This is a genomic window from Burkholderia semiarida (assembly GCF_029268935.1).
GTDB lineage: Bacteria > Pseudomonadota > Gammaproteobacteria > Burkholderiales > Burkholderiaceae > Burkholderia > Burkholderia semiarida.
On the sequence record NZ_JAHLCL010000003.1, the window covers coordinates 91128 to 114784 of the forward strand.

Here is a 23657-nt window from a genome sequence, read left to right on the forward strand (position 1 = left end):
CCCGCGTTTTCATCACCATGCTCGATCACCTCATCTGCGACTGCGACGGCGTGCTCGTCGACAGCGAAGTCATCGCCGACCGCGTGCTGCTCGACACGCTGTCCGCCACGTTCCCGAACCTCGATTTCGAAGCCGCCGCGAAGTCGGCATTCGGCCAGCAGACGTCCCGCTTCCTCACCGGCATCGAAGCCCGCTTCGGGGTCGAGATGCCCGCCAACTTCATCGAGACCGTCGAGCACAACATCGAAGTCGCGCTCGCGCAATCGCTCGCGCCGATCAGCGGCGTGCGCGACGCGCTGCTGAAGATCACGCTGCCGGCCGCCGTCGTGTCGAACAGCCGGCTCGCGCGCGTGCGCAGCTCGCTCAAGCGCGCCGCGCTCACCGAGATCTTCGGCGAACGCGTGTTCAGCGCCGAACAGGTCGCGCGGCCGAAGCCCTACCCCGACGTGTACCTGCACGCAGCGCACACGCTCGGCGTCGCGCCGGCGCGCTGCGTCGTCGTCGAGGACAGCATCTCGGGGCTGAATGCCGCGCGGGCGGCCGGGATGAAGACGATCGCGTTCGTCGGCGCGAGCCACATCCCCGACAACTACGCGGACGCGCTGCGCGCGATGGGCATCACGCGGATCATGCGCAGGATGGACGAACTGCCGGCGCTCGTCGAAGCCGGCATGCGCGGCGAATTCGGCGACGTGCAGTCCTGATCGTCATTCGGGCCGGTTCGGGTCGATCCGGCCGCGCCACGGGCGCGCGAACCCGCCCGCGTTTCCTTCCGCTCAGGCCGGCTCGCAGCAGCGTTCGCGCGCGGCGGCCAGCGCCTCGCGGAACGCGACGAGTTCCGCGATCGTCAGCATCGGCAGCCCGTGCCGTTGCGCGAAGCGCTCGACATCGTCGCCGCGCGTCATCGTGCCGTCCGGATTCATCAGCTCGCACAGCACGCCGGCCGGCTTCAGGCCCGCGAGGATCGACAGGTCGACCGTGCCTTCGGTGTGACCGCGGCGCGCGAGCACGCCGCCCGGTTGCGCACGCAACGGAAACACGTGGCCGGGGCGCACGATGTCGTGCGGCTTCGCGCCGTCGGCGATCGCCGCGCGGATCGTCGTCACGCGGTCGGCCGCCGACACGCCGGTATGCACGCCTTCGCGCGCCTCGATCGACACGGTGAACGCGGTGCCGTTGCGGCTTTCGTTGGTCTGCACCATCGGCGGCAGCTCCAGCGCACGCACCGTGTCGTCGGTCAGGCACAGGCACACGATGCCGCTGCACTCGCGAATCAGCAGCGCCATCGTCTCGGGCGTGATGCGCTCGGCGGCGACGATCAGGTCGGCCTCGTTCTCGCGGTCGTGGTCGTCCTGCAGCACGACCGCGCGGCCCGCGCGCATCGCGTCGAGCGCGGCGGCGATGCGCGGCGGCACCGGTTCGGAATCCAGCAGAGGGAGATCGGCAAAGGCGTCGGCAGGCGCCGACGAAACGGACATCAAGGACATGTGAAACGCTCCTCGCAAAGACGATTTGGGCGAAAAACGTTTCAGGGCATTGCAAACAGACAGAACGACAACCCGCTTCGCGCGCGGCGAAGCGGCCCTGACGGACATGACTATCTGCACATCTTCTCTCATCCGGACTGTGACCGTCGGCTCTGGCATTCGACCAGATCTGCTGACCCCGCGCGAAATGCGCGGGCGCTCGCGGGCTCGCCGGCTTACGCCAGCCTACCGCCGGTGGGGAATTTCGCCCCGCCCTGAAGACGCACTGATTGCCGGACGGGAACGCCCCGTGACCGGCGGGCCAAGCATACAACAGCCGCACACGACGCGCAGCGAATGACCGGTAAAACCTTACTGACGACCCCGTCTAACGGCATCGTCCGAACGGCCGACGCGCGCACGCGGCGTCTCCCGCGCAAACCGGGGACCGCAACGCTCGCGCCGCGCGACCCGCGCGATCAGTTGGCGGCCGCGTGCGCCGCGTCGGGCACGAGCCAGCGCGGCGGCACCTCCGGGCTCACCGTCACGCGGAACGCACGCGCTTCGCTGTCGCCCGGGTTGCGCAGGCTGTACGGCTGATCGGCGTCGAACACGATCGCGTCGCCGGTCGCCAGCAACTGGCGGCGATCATGCACGCTGACTTCGAGCGTGCCTTCGCTGACGACGAGATTGACCGTCGTGCCCGGTGCGCGGCGCGCGCCGGGTTCCGTATGCAGCGGCGCGATCCGCAGCTCGTGGAATTCGGCCGCGGCCGGCTCGCCTTCCGGATACAGCGCACGCGCCGAGAAGCGGCCGTTCGAGCTGACGACGCGCGACGCGCGCTCGGCCGCCAGGTGCTCGAACCCGTTCACCGCATGGCGCCGCAGGAACGCGGCGACCGACACCTTCAGCGCCGCGGCGATCTTGCAGAGCACCTTGATCGACGGCACGCTGCGCGCCGATTCGATCTGCGCGAGCATCGCCCGCGACACGCCGGACAGCCGCGCGAGCGCATCGAGCGACAGTTGCCGCTCGGCGCGCAAGCGCGCGAGGTTCACGCCGACGACCTGCTCGAGCGCGTCGAGCGATGCGGACGCGCGCAGGTCGGCGCCATTGCCGGACTCGAAGGAAGACACGTCGCGCACGAGCGCCAGGGATGAAGACATAGCATTGCCTCCGGGCCGCCGCGCGGCCCTGCGTAGGGGGTAAGCCGGAATCGGAATAGGGTTGCGCCGGTCGTGGCGCGTATCGAAACGCTATCACCCGGCCTTGCACGGGCAAACGAAGTTATCTTCACACCGTTATCAGCATCGCGGAGGAATGCGTTTCTCGCGAACCTTTTCCTGCCGCTATGGCGTCGCGCTCGGCGCGCCGTGGCGGCGTTCACTGCGCCGCCGGCGCCGCGCCGCGCGCCGGGCCGCGCGCGTCGAGCCGCATCGCGAGCCACGTGACGACCAGCGCCGCGAACGTCACCGCGACCGCGACCCACGGCAGCGCATCGAGCGCGAAGCCGTGCTCCAGCGCGAGGCCGCCGAGCCACGCGCCGCCCGCATTGCCGACGTTGAACGCGCCGATGTTCAGCGTCGACGCGAGATGCGGCGCGCTCGCGGCCTTTTCGACCACGCGCGCCTGCAGCGGCGGCACCGTCGCGAACGCGGCGATCCCCCAGACGAACACGGTGACGGCGGCCGCGACCGGCAGGTGGCTCGTCTTCGCGAACACGGCCATCACGGCCATCAGCGCGACGAGGATCGCGATCAGCGACGGCATCAGCGCGCGGTCGGCGAGCTTGCCGCCGATCGTGTTGCCGATCGTCAGCCCCGCGCCGAACAGCACGAGGATCAGCGCGACCGCGCGCGGCGAGTAGCCCGACACGGCCTCGAGGATCGGCGCGATGTACGTGAACACGACGAACACGCCGCCGAAGCCGAGCACGGTCATCAGCAGCGCGAGCCACACCTGCGGCTCCTTCAGCACGCGCACTTCATGGCCGAGGCCGACCGGCCCGCTGTCGTGACGGTTCGGCACCAGCGCGGCCACGCCGCCGAGCGCGAGCACGCCGAGCGCGGCGACGATCCAGAACGACGCGCGCCAGCCGAGCACCTGGCCGACGAACGTGCCGAACGGCACGCCGAGCACGTTCGACAGCGTGAGCCCCGTGAACATCAGCGCGATCGCGCTCGCGCGCTTGTCGGCCGGCACGAGCGACGCGGCGACCACCGCGCCGATCCCGAAGAACGAGCCGTGCGCGAACGACGTGACGACGCGCGCGACCATCAGCATCGCGTAGCCGGACGCGGTCGCGCACAGCACGTTGCCGACGATGAAGATCGCCATCAGCAGTTGCAGCGCGGCCTTGCGCGGCATGCGGCTCGTCAGCACCGCGAGCAGCGGCGCGCCCACCGCGACGCCGAGCGCGTAGCCGGTGACGAGCAGGCCGGCCGACGGCAGCGACACGGCGAGGTCGTGCGCGACTTCGGGCAGCAGGCCCATGATGATGAATTCGGTGGTGCCGATGGCGAAGGCGCTGATCGCGAGCGCCAGGAGTGGAATGGGCATGACGTTCTCCGGTAGGCGGCGGCCGCGGCGCCGGTTCGGTGCCGCACCGCACAAGAAAGCGGGATGTGCGCGCATTGTCCCGAAGACGCCAATATTTGATAATTGGCGTGGCATTTGAACCATTTTCAAATATTTCTGGAAAATCGCATGGACCGACTGGGCGACATCCGGCTGTTCGTCGAGGCGGCGGAGCTGGGCAGCCTGTCCGCCGCCGGGCGCAAGCTGAACCTCACGCCGGCCGCCGCGAGCGCGCGCCTCGCGAAGCTCGAGGCGAAGATCGCGACGCGGCTGTTCGAACGCTCGACGCGGCAATTGCGGCTCACCGACGAAGGCAAGCTGTACCTGAACTGCTGCCGCCAGGCGCTGCAGGCGCTCGACGACGCGGACGCGATGTTGCAGGAAGGCCGCAACGTCGTGAGCGGCAAGGTGCGGCTGTCGTCGACGTCCGATTTCGGCCGCAATCAGTTGCTCGACTGGCTCGACGAATTCACGACGCAACATCCCGACGTCACGTTCTCGCTGACGGCGTCCGATTCGTCGTCGAACCTGTGGCAGGACGAGATCGATCTCGCGATCCGCTTCGCCGCGCCGCCCGACGGCGCGCTGATCGCCCGCCGGCTCGCGACCAACCGGCGGGTGCTGTGCGCGGCGCCGTCGTTCATCGAACGCCACGGCGTCCCGGCCGATCCGCACGATCTGGCCCGCTTTCCGTGCAACGTGATCACGATCGCGTCCGGCCCGATGAACACCTGGCACTTCACGCGCGGCGATGAAGTGCAGGTTCACACGGTGCCCGTGTCGACCGCGTTCGAGACCAACGACGGCGGGCTCACGCGCGAATGGACGCTGCGCGGCCACGGCATCGCGCTGAAATCGCTATGGGACATCGCCGACGACGTCCGCGGGGGCCGGCTGCGCGTGCTGCTGCCCGACTGGCGGCACCAGGACGCGCCGCTGCACGCGATCTACCACAGCAAGCGCTACATGGCGCCGCGCGTGCGCGTGCTGCTCGACTTTCTCGCCGAACGCTTCGCGCGCGAGGAAGCCGCGCTCGACGACCTGCTGAACGCGTGCCGTTGACGGCCGGCCCGCCGTCGTCGCCGCTATCGAGGGGTCAGAACCCGGAAGCCGGCGTCGCACGCCCGCAACCGGCGGCCCGTCCGCCGCGGCGTGAAAAGCTATAATGGAAGGCTTTCCCGACGGCCTTTCCTCCCGGCTGCGCGCGATTCGCGCGCCGCGCACCGCCGTCCCGACTCACCTTTGACGACGCCCCCAGGTCAACCACTGCGAACGGCGAATCCCCATGACCAAGAAAGTTTACGTAAAGACCTTCGGCTGCCAGATGAACGAGTACGACTCGGACAAGATGGTGGACGTGCTCAACGCGGCCGAAGGCCTCGAAAAGACCGACACGCCGGAAGACGCGGACATCATCCTGTTCAACACGTGCTCGGTGCGCGAGAAGGCGCAGGAAAAAGTGTTCTCCGATCTCGGCCGCGTGCGCGAGCTGAAGGAAGCGAAGCCGGGCCTGCTGATCGGCGTCGGCGGCTGCGTCGCGAGCCAGGAAGGCGCGTCGATCGTGTCGCGCGCGCCGTACGTCGACCTCGTGTTCGGCCCGCAAACCCTGCACCGCCTGCCGCAGATGATCGACGCGCGCCGCGAGAGCGGCCGCGCGCAGGTCGACATCACGTTCCCCGAAATCGAGAAGTTCGACCACCTGCCGCCCGCGCGCGTCGAGGGGCCGAGCGCGTTCGTGTCGATCATGGAAGGCTGCTCGAAGTACTGCAGCTACTGCGTGGTGCCGTACACGCGCGGCGATGAAGTGTCGCGCCCGCTCGACGACGTGCTGACCGAAGTGGCCGGCCTCGCCGACCAGGGCGTGCGCGAAGTCACGCTGCTCGGCCAGAACGTGAACGCCTACCGCGGCGCACTGACGGCCGGTTCGTCGGAAATCGCCGATTTCGCGACGCTGATCGAATACGTCGCCGACATCCCCGGCATCGAGCGGATCCGCTACACGACGTCGCATCCGAAGGAATTCACGCAGCGCCTGATCGACACGTACGCGAAGGTGCCGAAGCTCGTGAGCCACCTGCACCTGCCGGTCCAGCACGGTTCCGACCGTATCCTGATGGCGATGAAGCGCGGCTACACGGTGCTCGAATACAAGTCGGTGATCCGCAAGCTGCGCGCGATCCGCCCCGACCTGTCGCTGTCGACCGACATGATCGTCGGCTTCCCCGGCGAGACCGAGGAGGATTTCGACAAGATGATGGCGCTCGTGCACGACATGCGCTACGACACGAGCTTCTCGTTCATCTACAGCCCGCGCCCCGGCACGCCGGCCGCGAACCTCGCCGACGACACGCCGCGCGAGGTCAAGCTCAAACGCCTGCAACACCTGCAGGCGACGATCGAGGAAAACGTCGCGCGCATCAGCCAGTCGATGGTCGGGAAGGTCGAGCGGATCCTCGTCGAGGGCCCGTCGCGCAAGGACCCGAACGAGCTCGCGGGCCGCACCGAGAACAACCGGGTCGTGAATTTCCCGGCGCCGCTCGCGTCGCACCCGCGCCTGATCGGCCAGATGATCGACGTAAAGATCAACCATGCGTACCCGCACTCGCTGCGCGGCGAGCTCGTGCTCGTCAGCGACGACGCGAGCACGGCCACCCACTGACCGACCGACGCCCGACAGGAGCCCGACGCTACTTTGAAGACCGTCCAAGCACTGGAATTCACCGCCCCGCGCGACGACAACGCGCGCCTCGCCAACCTCTGCGGCCCGCTCGACGAAAACCTGCGGCAGATCGAACAGGCGCTCGACGTGACGCTCGCGCGGCGCGGCCACCGGATCACGATTCGCGGGCGCGGCGCCAAGCTCGCGCTCGCCGCGCTCGAAAACTTCTACAACCGCGCGCGCGATCCGCTGTCGGTCGACGACATCCAGCTCGCGCTGGTCGAAGTGCGCCACACGGCCGGCAACGGCCGCCAGGACACGCTCGACGTGCGCTTTCGCGGCGATCCCGACCATCCGTTCGACGAACCGGTCGTGCAGCTCGACGCCAGCGAGCCGGACGAAGAGCCGGGGCCGAAGCTCTACACGCGGCGCGCCGACCTGCGCGGCCGCACGCCGGCCCAGCGCGAATACCTGAAGCAGATCCTGCAACACGACGTGACGTTCGGCATCGGGCCGGCCGGCACCGGCAAGACCTACCTCGCGGTCGCATGCGCGGTCGACGCGCTCGAGCGCGACCAGGTCAAGCGGATCGTGCTGACGCGCCCGGCCGTCGAGGCCGGCGAGCGGCTCGGCTTCCTGCCCGGCGATCTCGCGCAGAAGGTCGACCCGTACCTGCGGCCGCTGTACGACGCGCTGTACGACCTGCTCGGCTTCGACAAGACGGCCAAGATGTTCGAGCGCCAGATGATCGAGATCGCGCCGCTCGCGTACATGCGCGGCCGCACGCTGAACCACGCGTTCATCATCCTCGACGAGGCGCAGAACACGACGCCCGAGCAGATGAAGATGTTCCTCACGCGGATCGGCTTCGGCTCGAAGGCGGTCGTGACCGGCGACACGAGCCAGGTCGACCTGCCGCGCGGCCACAAGAGCGGCCTCGTCGAGGCGCAGCAGGTACTCGGCGGCGTGCGCGGCATCGCGCTCACGCGCTTCACGAGCGCCGACGTGGTGCGCCACCCGCTCGTCGCGCGCATCGTCGAGGCGTACGACGAATTCCACGCGCAGCATCAGGACGGCTGAGCGGCGGCCGCCGCGTGCCGCCCCCCCGGCCTCCCGGCCCGGCCCGCCCGACGGCGCGCCGGGCTTTTTTTGCCCGTGCGCGGCCCGGCCGAATTCGGGCGCGATCGGCCATTTGGTGTATCCTCGACGCGTCCCAATCGCCTCACGCGTCATGAAATCCTCCCGTTCCCGCAAGTCCGGCCGCGCCCAGTCCGTCGCGTCCGAATCCCCCCGCCTTTCGCTGTTCGACGCGAAGGGCAAGGCCCGGACCGTCAACGCGCAAGGGCTGCGGATCGACTTCCCGGACGGCCGCAGCCTGATGTTCGACCTGTCGGGCAGCTCGGGCGACGCGGCTGTCGCGATCGTCGCGCAGCACAACGACCCGGCGATGCGCGCGAAGCTCGCGCTGCAGCCCGAGCACTACGACAGCGTGACGCTGCACGTCGGCGCCGAATTCGCGCCGCGCGAGGACGACCCCGAAGACGAGCCGCGCGCGCTGGAACTCGACTTGTCCGTCCAGTACGGCGACGAGATCACGAGCGACGTGCGCAAGACGCTGCCCAAGCGCAAGCTGATCGCCGAATGGCTCGAGCCGGCGCTGTTCGCGAGCGCGCAGCTCACCGTGCGCTTCGTCGGCGAAAACGAAGGCCGTACGCTGAACGCCGGCTACCGCCACAAGGACTATCCGACCAACGTGCTGACCTTCGCGTACGACCCGGCGCCCGACGGCACCGTGATCGGCGACCTCGTGCTGTGCTGCCCGGTCGTCGAGAAGGAAGCGCACGAGCAAGGCAAGCCGCTCATGGCCCATTACGCGCACCTGCTGGTGCACGGCGCGCTGCACGCGCAGGGCTACGACCACGAGACGAGCGACGAGGACGCGGCCGAAATGGAAGCGCTCGAAGTCGACATCCTCGCGAAACTGGGTTTCCCGAACCCGTACCGGTAAGCCGTCCGCACGATGCGTCACGCCGCGATGCTGCCGCCCGCCTACCCGCCGTCGATCGGCGAAGGCCGTCTGCTGACCGAAGACGAGCTCGCGGCATCGCTCGCGCACACGATGCGCGACTGGGACGGCCGGCAGGATCTCTGGCTGTTCGGCTATGGCTCGCTGATCTGGAACCCCGGGCTGCCGACCGTCGCCGCCGTGCGCGGCAAGGTGCACGGCTATCATCGCGGGCTCTACCTGTGGTCGCGCGTGAACCGCGGCACGCCCGAACGGCCGGGCCTCGTGCTCGCGCTCGATCGCGGCGGCTCGTGCTCGGGCATCGCGTTCCGGCTTTCCGGCCCGACCGCGCAGCCGCACCTCGAGACATTGTGGAAACGCGAGATGCCGATGGGCTCGTACCGGCCCGCGTGGCTGCCGTGCTCGCTCGAGACCGGCGAACGCGTGAACGCGCTCGCGTTCGTGATGCGCCGCGACGCACCGACCTATACGGGCAAGCTGACCGACGCCGTCGTGAAGGAAGTGTTCGGCTGCGCGGCCGGCCGCTACGGCACGACGCTCGACTACGTGAGCCGCACGGTCGACGCGCTGCGCGCGAGCGGCATCCCCGACCGCGCGCTGGAAGGGTTGCTGGCGCGATGCCGGTGATCCGACACCGCGCCGCCCGCGCACCCGCACGAGGACACCGCCAATGAAACCGTCACACTGGTCGCGTTGCAGGATCGCCGTGCTGCTCGTCGCCGCGAGCGTCGCGCTGTCCGGCTGCGGGATACTCGGCTGCGGCGGCGCCGCGACCAACGGCGCGGCCGCCGGCGGCTGCTCGGCCGGCATGCGGTTCTGAGCGGCGCGCCGGCGGCGCCCGCCTGCGGCAGAATGCCGCCGTCCGGCCGCGCCGCCCGTCCCGCCACCGATTTTTGGCCGCCGCGCCCCGCCGCTCCTTTCTGCGATAGGATGGACCCGACGACGACGTCGCGCCCGGCGCGGCCGTCCGCGAGCGGGGCCCGCGCGAGCCGCCCGCCCTGGCCGTGCGGCCGGGGTGACACGGTCGCGTCGTCCCCTTGGTGTATCCTTGCCTACTCCGTGACCGCGCGCCCCGGCATGACCCGGGCGCACCACCATGAACGATTCGTATCCCAGTCGTAAGCCAACCGACAAACCGCAAGAAAAGCGCTCGCTGCTCGAGCGCCTGACCGACTTCATCTCGCCCGAGCCCGAATCCCGCGGCGAGCTGCTGGAAATCCTCCAAGACGCCCACGAACGCAACCTGATCGACGCCGATTCGCTGTCGATGATCGAAGGCGTGTTCCAGGTGTCCGATCTGTGCGCGCGCGACATCATGGTGCCGCGCGCGCAGATGGACGCGATCAACATCGCCGACAAGCCCGAGGATTTCATCCCGTTCGTCCTGGAAAAGGCGCACTCGCGCTACCCGGTGTACGAGGAGAACCGCGACAACGTGATCGGCGTGCTGCTCGCGAAGGATCTGCTGCGCTTCTACGCCGAGGAGGAGTTCGACGTGCGCGGGATGCTGCGCCCGGCCGTGTTCATTCCGGAATCGAAGCGCCTGAACGTGCTGCTGCACGACTTCCGCGTGAACCGCAACCACCTGGCGATCGTCGTCGACGAATACGGCGGCGTCGCGGGCCTGATCACGATCGAGGACGTGCTCGAACAGATCGTCGGCGACATCGAGGACGAATACGACTTCGACGAGGAAGCCGGCAACATCATCGCGGGGCCGGACGGCCGCTACCGCGTGCGCGCGCTGACCGAGATCGAACAGTTCAACGAGACGTTCGGCACCGATTTTCCCGACGACGAGGTCGACACGATCGGCGGGCTGATCACCCATCATTTCGGACGCGTGCCGCACCGCGGCGAGAAGCTGCAGCTCGGCAACCTCGTGTTCGAAATCCAGCGCGGCGATGCGCGCCAGGTTCATGTGCTGCTGGTGCGCCGCAACCCGCTCGCCAGCCGTCGCGCCGAAACCTCGCACGAAGACTGACCGCTCCGCGCCAGCCGCGCGTCCTTCAACCGCTCGCCCACTTCCGCTTCACATGGACGATCCGATCCCGTCCCGCCCGGCTGGCGGCCTTCTCGCGCCGGCCCCCGGCCGCGCGCTGCCGCGCTGGCACTATCCGGCCGCGCTGCTCGCCGGCGCGGCCAATACGCTCACCTTCGCGCCCACGCCGCATGGCGGCTGGCTGCAGCTCGTCGTATTCGTCTGGTTTTTCGCGCAACTGACGCGCACGTCGAGCTGGCGCGGCGCCGCGCTCACCGGCGGCGCGTTCGGCTTCGGCAACTTCATCACCGGCGTCTGGTGGCTCTACATCAGCATGCACGTGTACGGCGAGATGGCCGCGCCGCTCGCCGGCGGCGCGCTCGTGCTGTTCTCGCTGTACCTGGCGCTGTATCCGGCGTTCTCGGCCGGGCTGTGGTCGTTCTGCGCGGGCCATGCGTGGCACCGCCGCGAGCCCGACCCGCGACCATTCTCGCCGACCTGGCACGGCGCGTTTGCGTTCGCCAGCGCGTGGGCGCTCGGCGAATGGCTGCGCGGCACCGTGTTCACCGGCTTTCCGTGGCTCGGCAGCGGCTATCCGCAGGTCGACGGCCCGTTCGCGGGCTTCGCGCCGGTGGTCGGCGTGTACGGGATCGCGTGGGTGCTCGCGCTGTTCGCCGCGCTGGTCGTGCAGGCGCTCGCCGCCGCGCGCCCGTCGCCGGTGCGTGGCGGCGCAGCCGGCGCATCGGGCGGCAACGCCCGCGTGCGCATCGCCGCGCCGGCCGGCATCGCGCTCGCGCTCGTCGCGGCCGGCCTCGGGCTGTCGCAGGTCACGTGGACCGTGCCCGCGAACGCGCCGCTCACCGTGCGGCTGCTACAGGGCAACGTGAAGCAGGACATCAAGTTCGAGCAGGAAGGCATCGACGCGGCGATCAAGATGTACCAGCAGATGATCGTCGAGAAGCCGGCCGACCTGATCGTCACGCCCGAGACCGCGATCGCGGTGATGATCCAGGAACTGCCCGAGCCGTTCGCCGCCGCGATCCGCAAGTTCAGCGACACGACCGGGTCGGCCGTGCTGTTCGGCGCGGTCGGCGCGTCGGTGACCGAGGACGGCCACTACGTCGACTACACGAACAGCCTGTACGGCGTGACGCCGAATTCGCGCGACATCTATCACTACGACAAGCATCACCTCGTGCCCTTCGGCGAATTCATCCCGTGGGGCTTCCGGTGGTTCGTCAACCTGATGAAGATGCCGCTCGGCGACTTCGCGCGCGGCGCGCCGGTGCAGAAGCCGTTCCTCGTGCACAACCAGCCGGTGATGGCCGACATCTGCTACGAGGACTTGTTCGGCGAGGAAATCGCCGCGACGATCCGCGACAATCCGCAGCCGCCCGGCGTGCTCGTCAACGTGACGAACCTCGCGTGGTTCGGCGACACGATCGCGCTCGACCAGCATCTGCAGATCGCGCGGATGCGCTCGCTCGAAACGGGCCGGCCGATGCTGCGCTCGACCAACACCGGGATGACGGCCGCGATCGACGCGCACGGCCGCGTGCTCGGTCAGTTGAAGCCGTTCACGATCGGCTCGCTCGACGTACGGATCGAAGGCACGAGCGGCTTCACGCCGTACGTGACGAGCGGCAACAACATCGTGCTCGCGGTGTCGTTCGTGCTGCTCGCGTTCGGCTTCACGTTCGGGCCCGGGCTGCGCCGCCGCAACGGCCGGCAGCAGCACGGCGGCGACGAAGCGGCATGACGCAACGGGCCGCTGCCGCGCACGGCGGCGGCCCGTGACCGCGAACCGGCCGGCCGTTCAGGCCTGCCGGGACGATCGATCCGATTGCGCCGGCTGCGCGGCGAGGCCCCGCAGGTCGCGACTCACGTCCTCCATCACCGGCGCCCACGCGCCGAACGTCGGCTGCCGGTACAACGTCGCGGTCGGATACCACGGGCTGTCCCGGCGATCGAGCAGCCACGGCCAGTGCGGATTCACGTCGAGCAGCACCCAGGTGCGCGCGCCGAGCGCGCCGGCCAGGTGCGCGACCGACGTGCACACGGTGATCACGAGATCCAGCGCGCCGATGAATGCGGCCGTATCGTCGAAGCTCTTCAATTCGTCGGTGTAGTCTTCGATCGCGAAACCGGCCGCGCGCGCGGCGGCGACGTCCGCGTCCGCCCCCGGCTGCAGCGAATAAAACGTGACGCCGTCGATGCCGCGAAACGCGTCGGCGTAGCGTTCGAGCCCGACGCGCCGGAACGGATTGCGCTGGTGGCCCGCGCTGCCCGTCCACACGAGCCCGACCTTGAGCCGGCCGTCGCCCGCGAGCCGCGCGCGCCATGCGTCGCGGGCGCCCGGCTCGGCCCGCAGGTACGGCACCGACGCCGCAAGCGTCGACGCCTCCATGCCGAGCATCAGCGGCACGCCGATCAGCGGCACTTCGTAATCGAACGCCGGCAGCGCGTCGACGCCGCCGCCCGCGCCGAACACGTCCGCATGCGCGCCGAGGCTGCGCTGCATCAGCGCGCCGAGCGCCGGAAACGTATTCCACGCGAGCCGGCCGCCCTCGCGATGCACGCGTTCGGCGAGCGGCACGACGAAGCGGCAGAACTGCAGCACGTCGCCGAGCCCCTGCTCGCCCCACACCAGCAGCGTCTTGCCGGCAAGCGGCTCGCCCTGCCAGCGCGGGCCCGGCAGCGCCGGCCGGCGGCCGCGCAGCTCGCCCGCGCCGTCCCAGCGCGCCTCGTGGCCGCGCCAGCCGGCCGCGTAGTTGCCGCGCACGAGCTGGATGATCGCGAGGTTGAAGCGGAACGACGCGTCGTCGGGCGCGAGCTCGCACGCGCGCGCCGCGTAGCGCTCGGCGTCGTCCCAGCGCTGCGCCTCCTTCATCGCCATCGCGACGTTGTTCATCGCGAGCGCGTTGTCGGGTGCGAGATCGGCGAGCCGCGCGGCGCTCGCGAGCGCACCATCCAGGTCGTGCATCGCGATCCGCGCGACGACGAGGTTGATCCATGCCTGCACGTCCTGCGGATCGTGCTTCACGGCCGCGTCGAGCAGCGCGATCTCTTCCGCGCGGTCGCCGCCAGACAGCCGCAGCGCGATCGCGAGGTTGTTGCGCAGCGACGGCCAGCCGGCGTCGATGGCGAGCGCCGCGCGGTACGGCGCGACCGCCTGCGCGTGATGGCCGGCCATCTGCAGCACGTAGCCGTGGTTGAAGTGCGTGGCCGCGCCCGGCTGCATGCGCGCCGCGCATTCGGCGAGCGCGAGCGCGTCGGCCGGGCGCTGCCGGGCAACGAGCGCGGTCGTGAGCCGCACCAGCGAGTCGGCATCGACCGCATGCAGATGGGCGGCGGCGGCCAGCCAAAGATCGTGCGCGGGGCGCTCGCCGCGCGCCTGCGCGTCGGCGGCCTGCCCGAGCAGCGCGAGGAACGGCGGAAGCAGCGGAATCAGAATGTCGGTCGGTTCGTTCATGCAATCGGCATCGGCGAGCGGGTGACGCGGCGCGCATCGCACGCGCCGCAATACGCGCATCTTAACGCCCGCGCGAGGCGCCGCGGCCCGCGCGCGTGCGCACCGGTGCGCGGGCCGCCGGAACGGTGCGGCGGTGCCCGCATCCGGCTTCCGGCCGCATCCGCTCGCCGATCCGGTAAAATTACGCGTTTCTGCACACTAACAAGCCGCGCCGCCGCGCGAGCCGACCCTCCGGGCCCGCCCGGAGCGCCGTCCGCAACGGAGCGCCAGCGCCACGAAGGCTCTTCATGCTTACGTTTCAGCAAATCATCCTGACGCTGCAGTCCTACTGGGACAAGCAGGGTTGCGCCCTGCTCCAGCCCATCGACATGGAAGTCGGCGCGGGTACGTCGCACGTCCACACGTTCCTGCGCGCGGTCGGCCCCGAGCCGTGGCGCGCCGCGTACGTGCAGCCGTCGCGCCGCCCGAAGGACGGCCGCTACGGCGAAAACCCGAACCGCCTGCAGCACTACTACCAGTACCAGGTCGTGCTCAAGCCGGCGCCGGAAAACATCCTCGACCTGTACCTCGGCTCGCTGGAAGCGCTCGGCTTCGACCTGAAGCAGAACGACGTGCGCTTCGTCGAGGACGACTGGGAAAACCCGACGCTCGGCGCGTGGGGCCTCGGCTGGGAAGTGTGGCTGAACGGGATGGAAGTCACGCAGTTCACGTATTTCCAGGAAGTCGGCGGCCTCGAATGCAAGCCGGTGCTCGGCGAGATCACGTACGGCCTCGAGCGCCTGGCGATGTACCTGCAGAAGGTCGAGAACGTGTACGACCTCGTGTGGACCGAGTGGGAAGAGCAAGGCCCGAACGGCCCCGAGCTGCGCCGCCTGTCGTATGGCGACGTGTACCACCAGAACGAGGTCGAACAGTCGACCTACAACTTCGAGCATGCGAACGTCGACCTGCTGTTCACGTTCTTCAACAGCTACGAAGCGGAAGCGAAGAAAATGATCGACGCGCAGCTCGCGCTGCCCGCGTACGAGCTCGTGCTGAAAGCCGGCCACACGTTCAACCTGCTCGACGCGCGCGGCGCGATCTCGGTCACCGAGCGGGCAGCGTACATCGGCCGCATCCGCGCGCTGTCGCGTCTCGTCGCGCAGGCTTACTACGACTCGCGCGAGAAGCTCGGCTTCCCGATGCTCGGCAACCCGCCGGGCGTGCCGGGCCTCACCACCGACGCCCAGGATGCCGCGCAGCCGGCATGGGCGCCGCCGCTCAAGGTCGAACGCAAGATCGATCAGGACTGACGAGACGAGATTTATTCCAGACATGACGCACAATCATCCCGCCCCCCTGCTCGTCGAACTGCTGACCGAAGAGCTGCCGCCGAAGGCCCTCGCGCGCCTCGGCGACGCATTCGCCGAAGGCATCGCACAACGCCTCGCCGCGCGCGACCTCGTCGAAGGCGAACTCGTGTTCGAACGCTACGCGACGCCGCGCCGCCTCGCCGTCGTCGTGCAGAACGTACGCGCCGTCGCGCCCGACAGACAGGTCCGCGAAAAGGTCCTGCCCGTGTCGGTCGCGCTCGACGCGCAAGGCAACCCGACGGCCCCGCTCGCGAAGAAGCTCGCGGCGCTCGGCCACCCGAACGCCTCGATCGCCGATCTCGAACGCGCGCAGGACGGCAAGGCCGAAGCGTTCTTCATCAACTATTCGGCGGCCGGCGCCACGCTCGCCGACGGCCTGCAGGCCGCGCTCGACGAAGCGCTCGCGAAGCTGCCGATCCCGAAATTCATGACGTACCAGCGCCCGGACGGCACGGACGTGAAGTTCGTGCGTCCGGTGCATCGCCTGACGGTGCTGCACGACGACCGCGTGGTGCCCGTCACCGCGTTCGGCGTCGATGCCGGCGACACCACGCTCGGCCACCGCTTCCTGTCCGACGGCCTCGTCGCGATCCAGCATGCGCGCGCGTACGCCGACACGCTGCGCGACAAGGGCCGCGTGATCGCGCACTTCGCCGATCGTCGCGAAACGATCCGCACGCAACTGAACGAACATGCGAACGGCGACACGGTCGTGATGCCCGAATCGCTGCTCGACGAAGTGACGTCGCTGGTCGAGTGGCCGGTCGTCTACCCGTGCCGCTTCGAGGACGAATTCCTGCAGGTGCCGCAGGAATGCCTGATCCTCACGATGCAGACGAACCAGAAGTATTTCGCGCTGACCGACGTCGCAGGCAAGCTGCGCTCGCGCTTCCTGATCGTGTCGAACATCGAGACGAAGACGCCGGGCGAGATCGTCGAAGGCAACGAGCGCGTCGTGCGCCCGCGCCTCGCCGACGCGAAGTTCTTCTTCGAGCAGGACAAGAAGAAGCCGCTCGCCGATCGCGTGCCGCAGCTCGCCAACGTCGTCTATCACAACAAGCTCGGTTCGGCGCTCGCGCGCGTCGAGCGCCTCGAGGCGCTGGCGGGCGAGATCGCCCCGGCGATCGGCGCCGATCCCGCGCACGCGAAGCGCGCCGCGCGCCTCGCGAAGGCCGACCTGCTGACCGACATGGTCGGCGAGTTCCCGGAACTGCAGGGCACGATGGGCACGTACTACGCGCGCCACGACGGCGAAGCCGACGACGTCGCGCTCGCGTGCGCCGAGCACTACCAGCCGCGCTTTTCCGGCGACGCGCTGCCGACCACGCCGGTGTCGACCGCCGTCGCGCTCGCCGACAAGCTCGAAACGATCGTCGGCATCTGGGGCATCGGCCTCGCGCCGACGGGCGAGAAGGATCCGTTCGCGCTGCGCCGCCACGCGCTCGGCGTGCTGCGCCTGCTGCTCGAAAAGCAGTTGCCGCTCGATCTCGTGTCGCTGCTGCGCACGGCCCATGCACGCTTCGACGGCGTGCCGGGCGTCGCCGAATCGACCGACGCGATCTTCGCGTTCTTCATGGATCGCCTGCGCGGCCTGCTGCGCGAGCGCGGCTATTCGGCCGGCGAAATCGACGCGGTGCTGAGCCTGAACCCGACGCGCATCGACGATCTCGTCGCGCGCCTCGACGCGGTGCGCGAATTCACGCGCCTCGCGGAAGCCGAAGCGCTCGCGGCCGCGAACAAGCGGATCTCGAACATCCTGAAGAAGTCGGAAGGCGGCGCGAACGGCGCGGTGCAGCCGACGCTGCTCGTCGAGGCCGCGGAAAAGGCGCTGCATGAGCAGCTCGCGGCCGTCACGCCGCACGTGCAGTCGCAGCTCGAGGCGCGTGCGTACACGGGCGCGCTGTCGGCGCTCGCCGCGCTGCGCGCGCCGGTCGACACGTTCTTCAACGACGTGATGGTCAACGCAGACGATCCGGCGCTGCGCGCGAACCGTCTCGCGCTGCTGTCCGCGCTGCACCAGCAGATGAACTGCGTCGCCGACATCTCGAAGCTCGCCGCATAAGGGCCGCACGATGCCGACCAGCCCCAACCGAAAGCTCGTCGTCCTCGACCGGGACGGCGTGATCAACGTCGATTCGGACGCGTTCATCAAGACGCCCGACGAATGGATCGCGCTGCCCGGCAGTTTCGAGGCGATCGCCCGGCTCAACCACGCGGGCTACCGCGTGGTCGTCGCGACCAACCAGTCCGGCATCGGTCGCGGGCTGTTCGACATGGCCGCGCTCAACGAGATGCACCTGAAGATGCATCGCGCGGCGGCTGCCGTCGGCGCGCGCATCGACGCGGTGTTCTTCTGCCCGCACACGGCCGAGGATCACTGCGACTGCCGCAAGCCGAAACCCGGCATGATGCAGATGATCGCCGAGCGCTTCGAGATCGATCCCGATCACACGCCGGTCGTCGGCGATTCGCTGCGCGACCTGCTCGCCGGCGTCGCGGTCGGCTTCCAGCCGCACCTCGTGCTGACCGGCAAGGGCAAGAAGACGCTCGCCGCGGGCAACCTGCCGCCCGGCACGAAGGTGCACGACGACCTGCGCGCGTTCGCGCTCGATTTTCTTTCACACGAACACGAGTGATGCGGCTGCCGCGCGCATCCTCCCCAACGCCAGACTCACGCCGATGCGCTTCGTTCGCTCCCTGCTGCTGCTGATCTACTTCATCCTGTACACGGTGCCGTACGCCACCGCGTGCTTCATCGCGTTCCCGTTCATGCGCCCCGACGCACGCTACTGGATGGCGGCCGGCTGGTGCAAGTCGACGCTGTGGGTCGTGCGCTGGCTGAACGGCATCCGCTACCGGATCGAAGGGATGGAGAACCTGCCCGACGGCCCGGCCGTGCTGCTGTCGAAGCATCAATCCGCGTGGGAGACGCTCGCGTTTCCCGCGCTGATGCCCAAGCCGCTCTGCTACGTGTTCAAGCGCGAGCTGCTGTACGTGCCGTTCTTCGGCTGGGCGCTCGGGCTGCTGCACATGGTCAACATCAACCGCAAGGAAGGCAAGAACGCGTTCAATTCGGTGATCCGCCAGGGCAAGAAGCGCCTGTCGGAAGGCGCATGGATGATCATGTTCCCCGAAGGCACGCGCACGCCGGTCGGCAAGCAGGGCAAGTACAAGACGGGCGGCGCGCGCTTCGCGATCGAAACCGGCACGCCGGTCGTGCCGATCGCGCACAATGCAGGTCGTGTGTGGCCGCGCAACTCGTTCACGAAATTCCCGGGCGTCGTCACCGTGTCGATCGGCAAGCCGATTCCGGTCGAAGGCAAGACGCCCGACGTATTGAACTCGCAGGTCGAAGCCTGGATCGAAGCGGAAATGCGCCGCATCGATCCCGATGCGTATCGTCAGGCGGGCAACGCCGGCACACGCGATGCCGCGCGCGCCTGACGCCCCGGATTGCAGCCGTTGCGTACGACAAAAAGAAGCGAACTGATGAAACAGCGTCCGCGGCCACGGCCTGCCGTCGTGGCCCTCGATCATCGCCAGATGGACCTGCCGCTCTTCGACGGGCCGGCCGCGCCGCCGTCGGCGCCCGCCGCCCCGCCGGCGCCGCCCGAAGCCGCCCCTGCCGCGCCGCTCGATCCCGGTCCGGCGCCCGATCGCTCGCGCGTGCGCACGATCGCGCTCGACAGCCGCGTGCTCGAATACCGGCTCAAGCGCTCGGCGCGCCGCACGATCGGCTTCACGATCGATGGCAGCGGGCTGTCGATCACCGCGCCGCGCTGGGTCACGCTCGCTGACATCGAGGCGGCGATCGCCGAGAAGCAGCGCTGGATCTTCGCGAAGCTCGCGGAATGGAAGACGCGCACCGAGCAGCGCGCGCTGCCGCAGATCGACTGGCGTGACGGCGCGCAACTGCCGTATCTGGGCAAGACGGTGACGATCGCGCTCGGCGCGGGCGCCGTCGCGTTCGATGCCGATGCGCAGCGGCTGTCGCTGCCGCTGCCCGTGCAGGCCGACATGCAGCAGATCAAGGACCGCGTGCAGGGCTGGCTGCAGGGCGAAGCGAAACGCATCTTCGGCGAACGCCTCGCGGTCTATGCGGAAAAGCTCGGCGTCACGTATTCGATGTATGCGCTGTCGTCGGCCGCGACGCGTTGGGGCAGTTGCTCGAGCGACGGCAAGATCCGCCTGAACTGGCGGCTGATCCATTTCCCGATGTCGATCATCGACTACGTCGTCGCGCACGAGCTGTCGCACCTGCGCGAGATGAACCACAGCCCGGCCTTCTGGCAGACCGTCGAATCGATCTTCCCCGAGTTCCGCGAAGCGCGGCACACGCTCAAGCATCACCCGCCCGAGCTGCTGCCGTCGCTCTGACGCGCACGGCTTCGCCGCCAACGAAAAAGGGCGATGCGGATTACCCCGCATCGCCCTTTTTCGTTGGCGCGGCGCACATCGCACGCCGCGGCCCGGTTCATCCCGCGCTTACTTCTTCTGGATGAACTCGATCTTGTAGCCGTCCGGATCCTCGACGAACGCGATCACGGTCGTGCCGTGCTTCATCGGGCCCGCCTCGCGCGTGACCTTGCCGCCTTGCGCCTTGATCTTCTCGCAGGCCGCGTACGCATCGTCGACCGCCACCGCCAGATGGCCGAAGCCATTGCCGAGATCGTAGGACGGCGTGTCCCAGTTGTGGGTCAGCTCGATCACGGTGCCCGTGCGCTCGTCTTCGTAGCCGACGAACGCGAGCGTGAACTTGCCTTCCGGATAGTCCTCGCGACGCAGCAGCTTCATGCCGAGCAATTCGGTGTAGAACTTGATCGAGCGGTCGAGATCGCCGACTCGCAGCATCGTATGCAGCAAACGCATGTGTTGTACTCCTGTGGGGACTTTCCAGAACCGGAAATTCTACCGGAGTCGGGTGAATCGCGCCGGGGACGGCCGGCCGGCGCGCGCCCGGGCGGTGCAGCGGCTGAGCCGCACGAGCACGAGCGAGCGCCGCGGCGGGAAACAGCACGATCCGACTCACCCGGCCACCGCGTCGATCGGGTAACATCCTTCCACTTCGCACCAAAATCGGGCACGCATGCCACCGCCCGACCGCGACCACCCAGTCTTCCGTACCGCCACGCTGCCGTGCGAAACCGCCCATCCGAGCGCACCGGACGCGCCGCCCGCCTCACCTCGCCGCCACCGCACCGGACCCGCGAGGCACGTCGATGAGCCCGCTTGCCGCCGCCCCCGTGCGCCGCGCACTCGATACGCACGCCGTCGGCCTGATGCTGCTGCTGTGCGCGATCTGGGGCTTCCAGCAGGTCGCGATCAAGAGCACGAACGCCGCGATCGCGCCGATGTTCCAGGCCGGGCTGCGCTCGGCGATCGCCACGCTGCTGCTGTGGGGCTGGGCCCGCACGCGCGGCACGCCGCTGTTCGAGGCGGACGGCACGTTCGGCGCGGGCCTCGCGGCCGGTGCGCTGTTCGCCGGCGAATTCGTCTGCGTGTTCTTCGGGCTGACGCTGACGAGCGCGTCACACATGGCGATCTTCCTGTACACGGCGCCGTGCTTCACCGCGCTCGGCCTGCACCTGTTCGCACCGGGCGAGCGGCTGCAGCGCACGCAATGGGCCGGCGTGGGCATCGCATTCGCCGGCATCGCGCTCGCGTTCGCGGACGGCTTCCTGAAGCCGCGCGCGCCCGGCGCGTCCGTGCTGGCCGGGCTCGCCGGCGACGCGCTCGGGATCCTCGGCGGCGCGATGTGGGCCGCGACGACGGTCGTCGTACGCTCGACGGCGCTCGCGCGGGCCAGCGCGAGCAAGACGCTGTTCTATCAGCTCGCGGTATCGGCGGTCGTGCTGGTCGCGCTCGCCGCGCTGTTCGGCCAGATGTCGTTCGCGCACGTGACGCCGATTGCGGTGGCGAGCCTCGCCTACCAGTCGGTGATCGTCGCGTTCGTCAGCTATCTGTCGTGGTTCTGGCTGCTGACGCGCTACAGCGCGTCCCGGCTGTCCGTCTTCACGTTCCTGTCGCCGCTGTTCGGCGTCGCGTTCGGCGTGCTGCTGCTCGGTGAATCCGTCGGCTGGCGCTTCATGTCCGCTGCCGCGCTCGTGCTGACCGGCATCGCGCTCGTCAACGCGCCGCCGCGCCGGCGGGCGTGACGACCGGACCAGCGCAAGAAGACGCGCGGGCAATAAAAAAGCTGCCCGTCGGGCAGCCTCTTCGATACAGCCGATGAGCGGCTCGCGCCACGCGCATCATCCGGCCTTGCGCGCCGCCGCCAGCGCCTGCGCGACGCCGACGTATTCGGCCACGCTCACGTCCTCCGCGCGGCGCGCGAGATCGAAGCCGAGCGCATCGAAATCGATCGTCTCGCGGTAGTCGCCGAGCGTATTGCGCAGCATCTTACGGCGCTGCGAGAACGCGGCGGTGACGATTTCGCCGAGCAGCCCGGGATCGACGTCCGGCAGTTCGTGCGGCTCGTACGGAATCATCCGGACGATCGCCGAATCGACCTTCGGCGGCGGCTGGAACGATTCCGGCGGCACGTCGAGCATCTTCTCCATCACGTAACGGTACTGCAGCATCACCGACAGCCTCGAAAACGCCTTCGTGCCCGGCTCCGCGACCATCCGCTCGACGACTTCGTTCTGCAGCATGAAATGCTGGTCGATGACCGCATCGGCGAACGTCATCAGGTGAAACAGCAGCGGGCTGGAAATGTTGTACGGCAGGTTGCCGACGATCCGCAGCGACGGCTTGTCGCCGGGCGCCGCGAGTGAGCGGAAGTCGAACGCGAGCGCGTCGCCCGCGTGCAGCTCCAGCAGCGCGCCGAAGCGTTGCTGCAGGCGCCCGATCAGATCGCGGTCGAGCTCGACCGCGTGCAGCGGCGACTCGGGCGTCGCGACGCGCTCGATCAGCGGCTCGGTCAGCGCGCCGAGCCCGGGGCCGATCTCGACCATCCGCTGGCCGCGGGCGGGGCCGATCGTCGCGACGATCGAGTCGATCACGCCGTGATCGACGAGAAAGTTCTGCCCGAAGCGCTTGCGCGCGAAATGGCCTTGGTGCTGTCTGCTGTTCGACATCGACTCAGTAAAACGAAAAATACGACGAAAGGAGTAAGCCGGCGGCGTCAGGCTGCGCGGCGATGGCGCGCCATCGTGACGGCCGTATCGAGCGCGGCGATCATGCTGCCCGGATCCGCGCGGCCCGTGCCGGCCAGATCGAGCGCGGTGCCGTGATCGACCGACGTGCGGATGATCGGCAGCCCGAGCGTCACGTTGATGCCCTCGCCGAACGTCGCGTACTTCAGCACGGGCAGGCCCTGGTCGTGGAACATCGCCAGCACGCAATCGGCATCGGCCAGATGGCGCGGCTGGAACAGCGTGTCGGCCGGATACGGGCCGCGCGCGTCGATGCGTTGCGCGTTCGCGCGGGCCAGCGCCGGTTCGATCACGTCGATCTCCTCGCGGCCGAGATAACCGTTCTCGCCCGCGTGCGGGTTCAGGCCCGTCACGAGGATGCGTGGCGCGGCGAGACCGAAATCGCGCCGCAGGTCGCGATCGATGATCGCGAGCGTCTCGACGAGCCCGTCGATCGTCAGCGCGGCCGATACGTCCTTCAGCGGCAGGTGCGTGGTCGCGAGCGCGACGCGCAGCGGCCGGTGGCCGGTGCCGGCCAGCATCATCACGACGCGCGGCGTATGCGTGCGTTCGGCCAGGTATTCGGTATGGCCGGTGAACGGCACGCCCGCGTCGTTGATCGTGCTTTTCTGCAGCGGCGCGGTGACGATCGCGTCGTACCGGCCCGCCAGCGCGCCGTCGGTCGCCGCGTCAAGCAACCCGAGCACGTACCGGCCGTTCGCCGCGTCCAGCTTGCCCGCCTGCGCGGGCGCGGCCAGCGCGTGATGCGCGACCGACACCTGCGTGCCGCCGGCCAGCGTGGCCGGGTCGGCCCCGACCGCCGCCGCCCGCGCATCGAGCAGCGCCGCATCGCCGAGCACGGTGAAATGCGCGTCGGGCCAGCGCTGCGCGGCGTCACGCAGCGCCTGCACGGTCAGCTCCGGGCCGACCCCCGCGGGTTCGCCGGTCGTGATCGCGATCTGCAGCGCGGGCATGGTCATCCGATGCT

22 protein-coding genes and 1 riboswitch are annotated in these 23657 nt (G+C 69.2%); of the genes, 15 read left to right on the forward strand and 7 right to left on the reverse strand.

What is annotated here, in order from left to right:
- Positions 1-17 precede the first annotated feature (17 nt).
- Positions 18-704, forward strand: a complete 687-nt coding sequence (locus KPB06_RS04170) for an HAD family hydrolase (protein ID WP_059578675.1) — start codon at positions 18-20, stop codon at positions 702-704.
- Between the two features lie 72 nt (positions 705-776).
- On the opposite strand, the gene ribB is transcribed toward KPB06_RS04170, so the two are convergent.
- The 3 genes from ribB to KPB06_RS04185 all read right to left on the reverse strand — a co-directional run bounded on the left by ribB (position 777) and on the right by KPB06_RS04185 (position 4025).
- A complete protein-coding gene (gene ribB, locus KPB06_RS04175) occupies positions 777-1487 on the reverse strand; it encodes a 3,4-dihydroxy-2-butanone-4-phosphate synthase (protein ID WP_012329192.1) in 711 nt (236 codons plus the stop codon).
- A gap of 116 nt (positions 1488-1603) precedes the next feature.
- Positions 1604-1753, reverse strand: a riboswitch (FMN riboswitch).
- A 192-nt stretch (positions 1754-1945) separates the two neighbouring features.
- A complete protein-coding gene (locus KPB06_RS04180) occupies positions 1946-2632 on the reverse strand; it encodes a helix-turn-helix domain-containing protein (RefSeq protein WP_059578678.1) in 687 nt (228 codons plus the stop codon).
- A 217-nt stretch (positions 2633-2849) separates the two neighbouring features.
- Complete coding sequence (locus tag KPB06_RS04185) at positions 2850-4025, reverse strand: MFS transporter (protein WP_059578810.1); 1176 nt, start codon at positions 4023-4025, stop codon at positions 2850-2852.
- Between the two features lie 147 nt (positions 4026-4172).
- On the opposite strand from KPB06_RS04185, the gene KPB06_RS04190 reads away from it, so the two are divergent.
- The 8 genes from KPB06_RS04190 to lnt all read left to right on the forward strand — a co-directional run bounded on the left by KPB06_RS04190 (position 4173) and on the right by lnt (position 12468).
- The gene (locus KPB06_RS04190) at positions 4173-5105 is read left to right on the forward strand and encodes a LysR family transcriptional regulator (protein ID WP_104011917.1); all 933 of its coding nucleotides are present in this window, start codon (positions 4173-4175) and stop codon (positions 5103-5105) included.
- 223 nt (positions 5106-5328) lie between these two features.
- Entirely contained in the window at positions 5329-6702 is a 1374-nt protein-coding gene (gene miaB, locus KPB06_RS04195; RefSeq protein WP_059578683.1) for a tRNA (N6-isopentenyl adenosine(37)-C2)-methylthiotransferase MiaB, read from the forward strand.
- A gap of 33 nt (positions 6703-6735) precedes the next feature.
- Positions 6736-7782 (forward strand): PhoH family protein, encoded by a 1047-nt coding sequence (locus KPB06_RS04200; RefSeq protein WP_059578685.1) that lies wholly within the window; start codon positions 6736-6738, stop codon positions 7780-7782.
- A gap of 151 nt (positions 7783-7933) precedes the next feature.
- Positions 7934-8710, forward strand: a complete 777-nt coding sequence (gene ybeY / locus KPB06_RS04205) for an rRNA maturation RNase YbeY (RefSeq protein WP_059608775.1) — start codon at positions 7934-7936, stop codon at positions 8708-8710.
- A gap of 12 nt (positions 8711-8722) precedes the next feature.
- Positions 8723-9355, forward strand: a complete 633-nt coding sequence (locus tag KPB06_RS04210; RefSeq protein WP_059578691.1) for a gamma-glutamylcyclotransferase — start codon at positions 8723-8725, stop codon at positions 9353-9355.
- Between the two features lie 43 nt (positions 9356-9398).
- Positions 9399-9548: a hypothetical protein gene (locus KPB06_RS04215; RefSeq protein WP_167351617.1), complete on the forward strand. Its 150-nt coding sequence runs from the start codon at positions 9399-9401 to the stop codon at positions 9546-9548.
- A 276-nt stretch (positions 9549-9824) separates the two neighbouring features.
- Entirely contained in the window at positions 9825-10712 is an 888-nt protein-coding gene (locus KPB06_RS04220; RefSeq protein ID WP_059578694.1) for an HlyC/CorC family transporter, read from the forward strand.
- A gap of 52 nt (positions 10713-10764) precedes the next feature.
- Positions 10765-12468, forward strand: a complete 1704-nt coding sequence (gene lnt / locus KPB06_RS04225) for an apolipoprotein N-acyltransferase (protein WP_059578697.1) — start codon at positions 10765-10767, stop codon at positions 12466-12468.
- A gap of 57 nt (positions 12469-12525) precedes the next feature.
- On the opposite strand, the gene KPB06_RS04230 is transcribed toward lnt, so the two are convergent.
- Complete coding sequence (locus KPB06_RS04230) at positions 12526-14181, reverse strand: hypothetical protein (protein WP_226290567.1); 1656 nt, start codon at positions 14179-14181, stop codon at positions 12526-12528.
- Between the two features lie 287 nt (positions 14182-14468).
- Between KPB06_RS04230 and glyQ the strand changes: the two genes are divergently transcribed.
- Genes glyQ through KPB06_RS04255 form a run of 5 tightly spaced genes read left to right on the forward strand, consistent with a single transcriptional unit; the run spans position 14469 to position 19910 of the window.
- Complete coding sequence (glyQ, locus tag KPB06_RS04235) at positions 14469-15473, forward strand: glycine--tRNA ligase subunit alpha (RefSeq protein ID WP_006477868.1); 1005 nt, start codon at positions 14469-14471, stop codon at positions 15471-15473.
- Positions 15474-15495: 22 nt separating this feature from the next.
- The gene (gene glyS / locus KPB06_RS04240) at positions 15496-17595 is read left to right on the forward strand and encodes a glycine--tRNA ligase subunit beta (RefSeq protein WP_059578699.1); all 2100 of its coding nucleotides are present in this window, start codon (positions 15496-15498) and stop codon (positions 17593-17595) included.
- Positions 17596-17605: 10 nt separating this feature from the next.
- Positions 17606-18169, forward strand: a complete 564-nt coding sequence (gene gmhB, locus KPB06_RS04245) for a D-glycero-beta-D-manno-heptose 1,7-bisphosphate 7-phosphatase (RefSeq protein ID WP_059578701.1) — start codon at positions 17606-17608, stop codon at positions 18167-18169.
- A 43-nt stretch (positions 18170-18212) separates the two neighbouring features.
- Positions 18213-18977, forward strand: a complete 765-nt coding sequence (locus KPB06_RS04250; RefSeq protein WP_059578704.1) for a lysophospholipid acyltransferase family protein — start codon at positions 18213-18215, stop codon at positions 18975-18977.
- A gap of 45 nt (positions 18978-19022) precedes the next feature.
- Positions 19023-19910: a M48 family metallopeptidase gene (locus tag KPB06_RS04255; protein WP_059578706.1), complete on the forward strand. Its 888-nt coding sequence runs from the start codon at positions 19023-19025 to the stop codon at positions 19908-19910.
- Positions 19911-20018: 108 nt separating this feature from the next.
- On the opposite strand, the gene gloA is transcribed toward KPB06_RS04255, so the two are convergent.
- Positions 20019-20402, reverse strand: a complete 384-nt coding sequence (gloA, locus tag KPB06_RS04260) for a lactoylglutathione lyase (protein WP_059578709.1) — start codon at positions 20400-20402, stop codon at positions 20019-20021.
- A gap of 350 nt (positions 20403-20752) precedes the next feature.
- On the opposite strand from gloA, the gene KPB06_RS04265 reads away from it, so the two are divergent.
- Entirely contained in the window at positions 20753-21688 is a 936-nt protein-coding gene (locus KPB06_RS04265; RefSeq protein WP_059578711.1) for a DMT family transporter, read from the forward strand.
- A 96-nt stretch (positions 21689-21784) separates the two neighbouring features.
- Here KPB06_RS04265 and rsmA read toward each other — a convergent pair whose 3' ends face one another.
- Both rsmA and pdxA read right to left on the reverse strand, forming a co-directional pair.
- Entirely contained in the window at positions 21785-22612 is an 828-nt protein-coding gene (gene rsmA / locus KPB06_RS04270; RefSeq protein ID WP_059578714.1) for a 16S rRNA (adenine(1518)-N(6)/adenine(1519)-N(6))-dimethyltransferase RsmA, read from the reverse strand.
- Between the two features lie 47 nt (positions 22613-22659).
- Entirely contained in the window at positions 22660-23649 is a 990-nt protein-coding gene (gene pdxA / locus KPB06_RS04275) for a 4-hydroxythreonine-4-phosphate dehydrogenase PdxA (protein ID WP_059578717.1), read from the reverse strand.
- Positions 23650-23657 lie beyond the last annotated feature (8 nt).

Coding starts and splice junctions, on each gene's coding strand:
- KPB06_RS04170 (WP_059578675.1), top strand. CDS start 18: ATGCTCGATCACCTCATCTGCGACTGCGACGGCGTGCTCGTCGACAGC.
- ribB (WP_012329192.1), bottom strand. CDS start 1,487: ATGTCCTTGATGTCCGTTTCGTCGGCGCCTGCCGACGCCTTTGCCGAT.
- KPB06_RS04180 (WP_059578678.1), bottom strand. CDS start 2,632: ATGTCTTCATCCCTGGCGCTCGTGCGCGACGTGTCTTCCTTCGAGTCC.
- KPB06_RS04185 (WP_059578810.1), bottom strand. CDS start 4,025: ATGCCCATTCCACTCCTGGCGCTCGCGATCAGCGCCTTCGCCATCGGC.
- KPB06_RS04190 (WP_104011917.1), top strand. CDS start 4,173: ATGGACCGACTGGGCGACATCCGGCTGTTCGTCGAGGCGGCGGAGCTG.
- miaB (WP_059578683.1), top strand. CDS start 5,329: ATGACCAAGAAAGTTTACGTAAAGACCTTCGGCTGCCAGATGAACGAG.
- ybeY (WP_059608775.1), top strand. CDS start 7,934: ATGAAATCCTCCCGTTCCCGCAAGTCCGGCCGCGCCCAGTCCGTCGCG.
- KPB06_RS04210 (WP_059578691.1), top strand. CDS start 8,723: ATGCGTCACGCCGCGATGCTGCCGCCCGCCTACCCGCCGTCGATCGGC.
- KPB06_RS04215 (WP_167351617.1), top strand. CDS start 9,399: ATGAAACCGTCACACTGGTCGCGTTGCAGGATCGCCGTGCTGCTCGTC.
- KPB06_RS04220 (WP_059578694.1), top strand. CDS start 9,825: ATGAACGATTCGTATCCCAGTCGTAAGCCAACCGACAAACCGCAAGAA.
- lnt (WP_059578697.1), top strand. CDS start 10,765: ATGGACGATCCGATCCCGTCCCGCCCGGCTGGCGGCCTTCTCGCGCCG.
- KPB06_RS04230 (WP_226290567.1), bottom strand. CDS start 14,181: ATGAACGAACCGACCGACATTCTGATTCCGCTGCTTCCGCCGTTCCTC.
- glyQ (WP_006477868.1), top strand. CDS start 14,469: ATGCTTACGTTTCAGCAAATCATCCTGACGCTGCAGTCCTACTGGGAC.
- glyS (WP_059578699.1), top strand. CDS start 15,496: ATGACGCACAATCATCCCGCCCCCCTGCTCGTCGAACTGCTGACCGAA.
- gmhB (WP_059578701.1), top strand. CDS start 17,606: ATGCCGACCAGCCCCAACCGAAAGCTCGTCGTCCTCGACCGGGACGGC.
- KPB06_RS04250 (WP_059578704.1), top strand. CDS start 18,213: ATGCGCTTCGTTCGCTCCCTGCTGCTGCTGATCTACTTCATCCTGTAC.
- KPB06_RS04255 (WP_059578706.1), top strand. CDS start 19,023: ATGAAACAGCGTCCGCGGCCACGGCCTGCCGTCGTGGCCCTCGATCAT.
- gloA (WP_059578709.1), bottom strand. CDS start 20,402: ATGCGTTTGCTGCATACGATGCTGCGAGTCGGCGATCTCGACCGCTCG.
- KPB06_RS04265 (WP_059578711.1), top strand. CDS start 20,753: ATGAGCCCGCTTGCCGCCGCCCCCGTGCGCCGCGCACTCGATACGCAC.
- rsmA (WP_059578714.1), bottom strand. CDS start 22,612: ATGTCGAACAGCAGACAGCACCAAGGCCATTTCGCGCGCAAGCGCTTC.
- pdxA (WP_059578717.1), bottom strand. CDS start 23,649: ATGACCATGCCCGCGCTGCAGATCGCGATCACGACCGGCGAACCCGCG.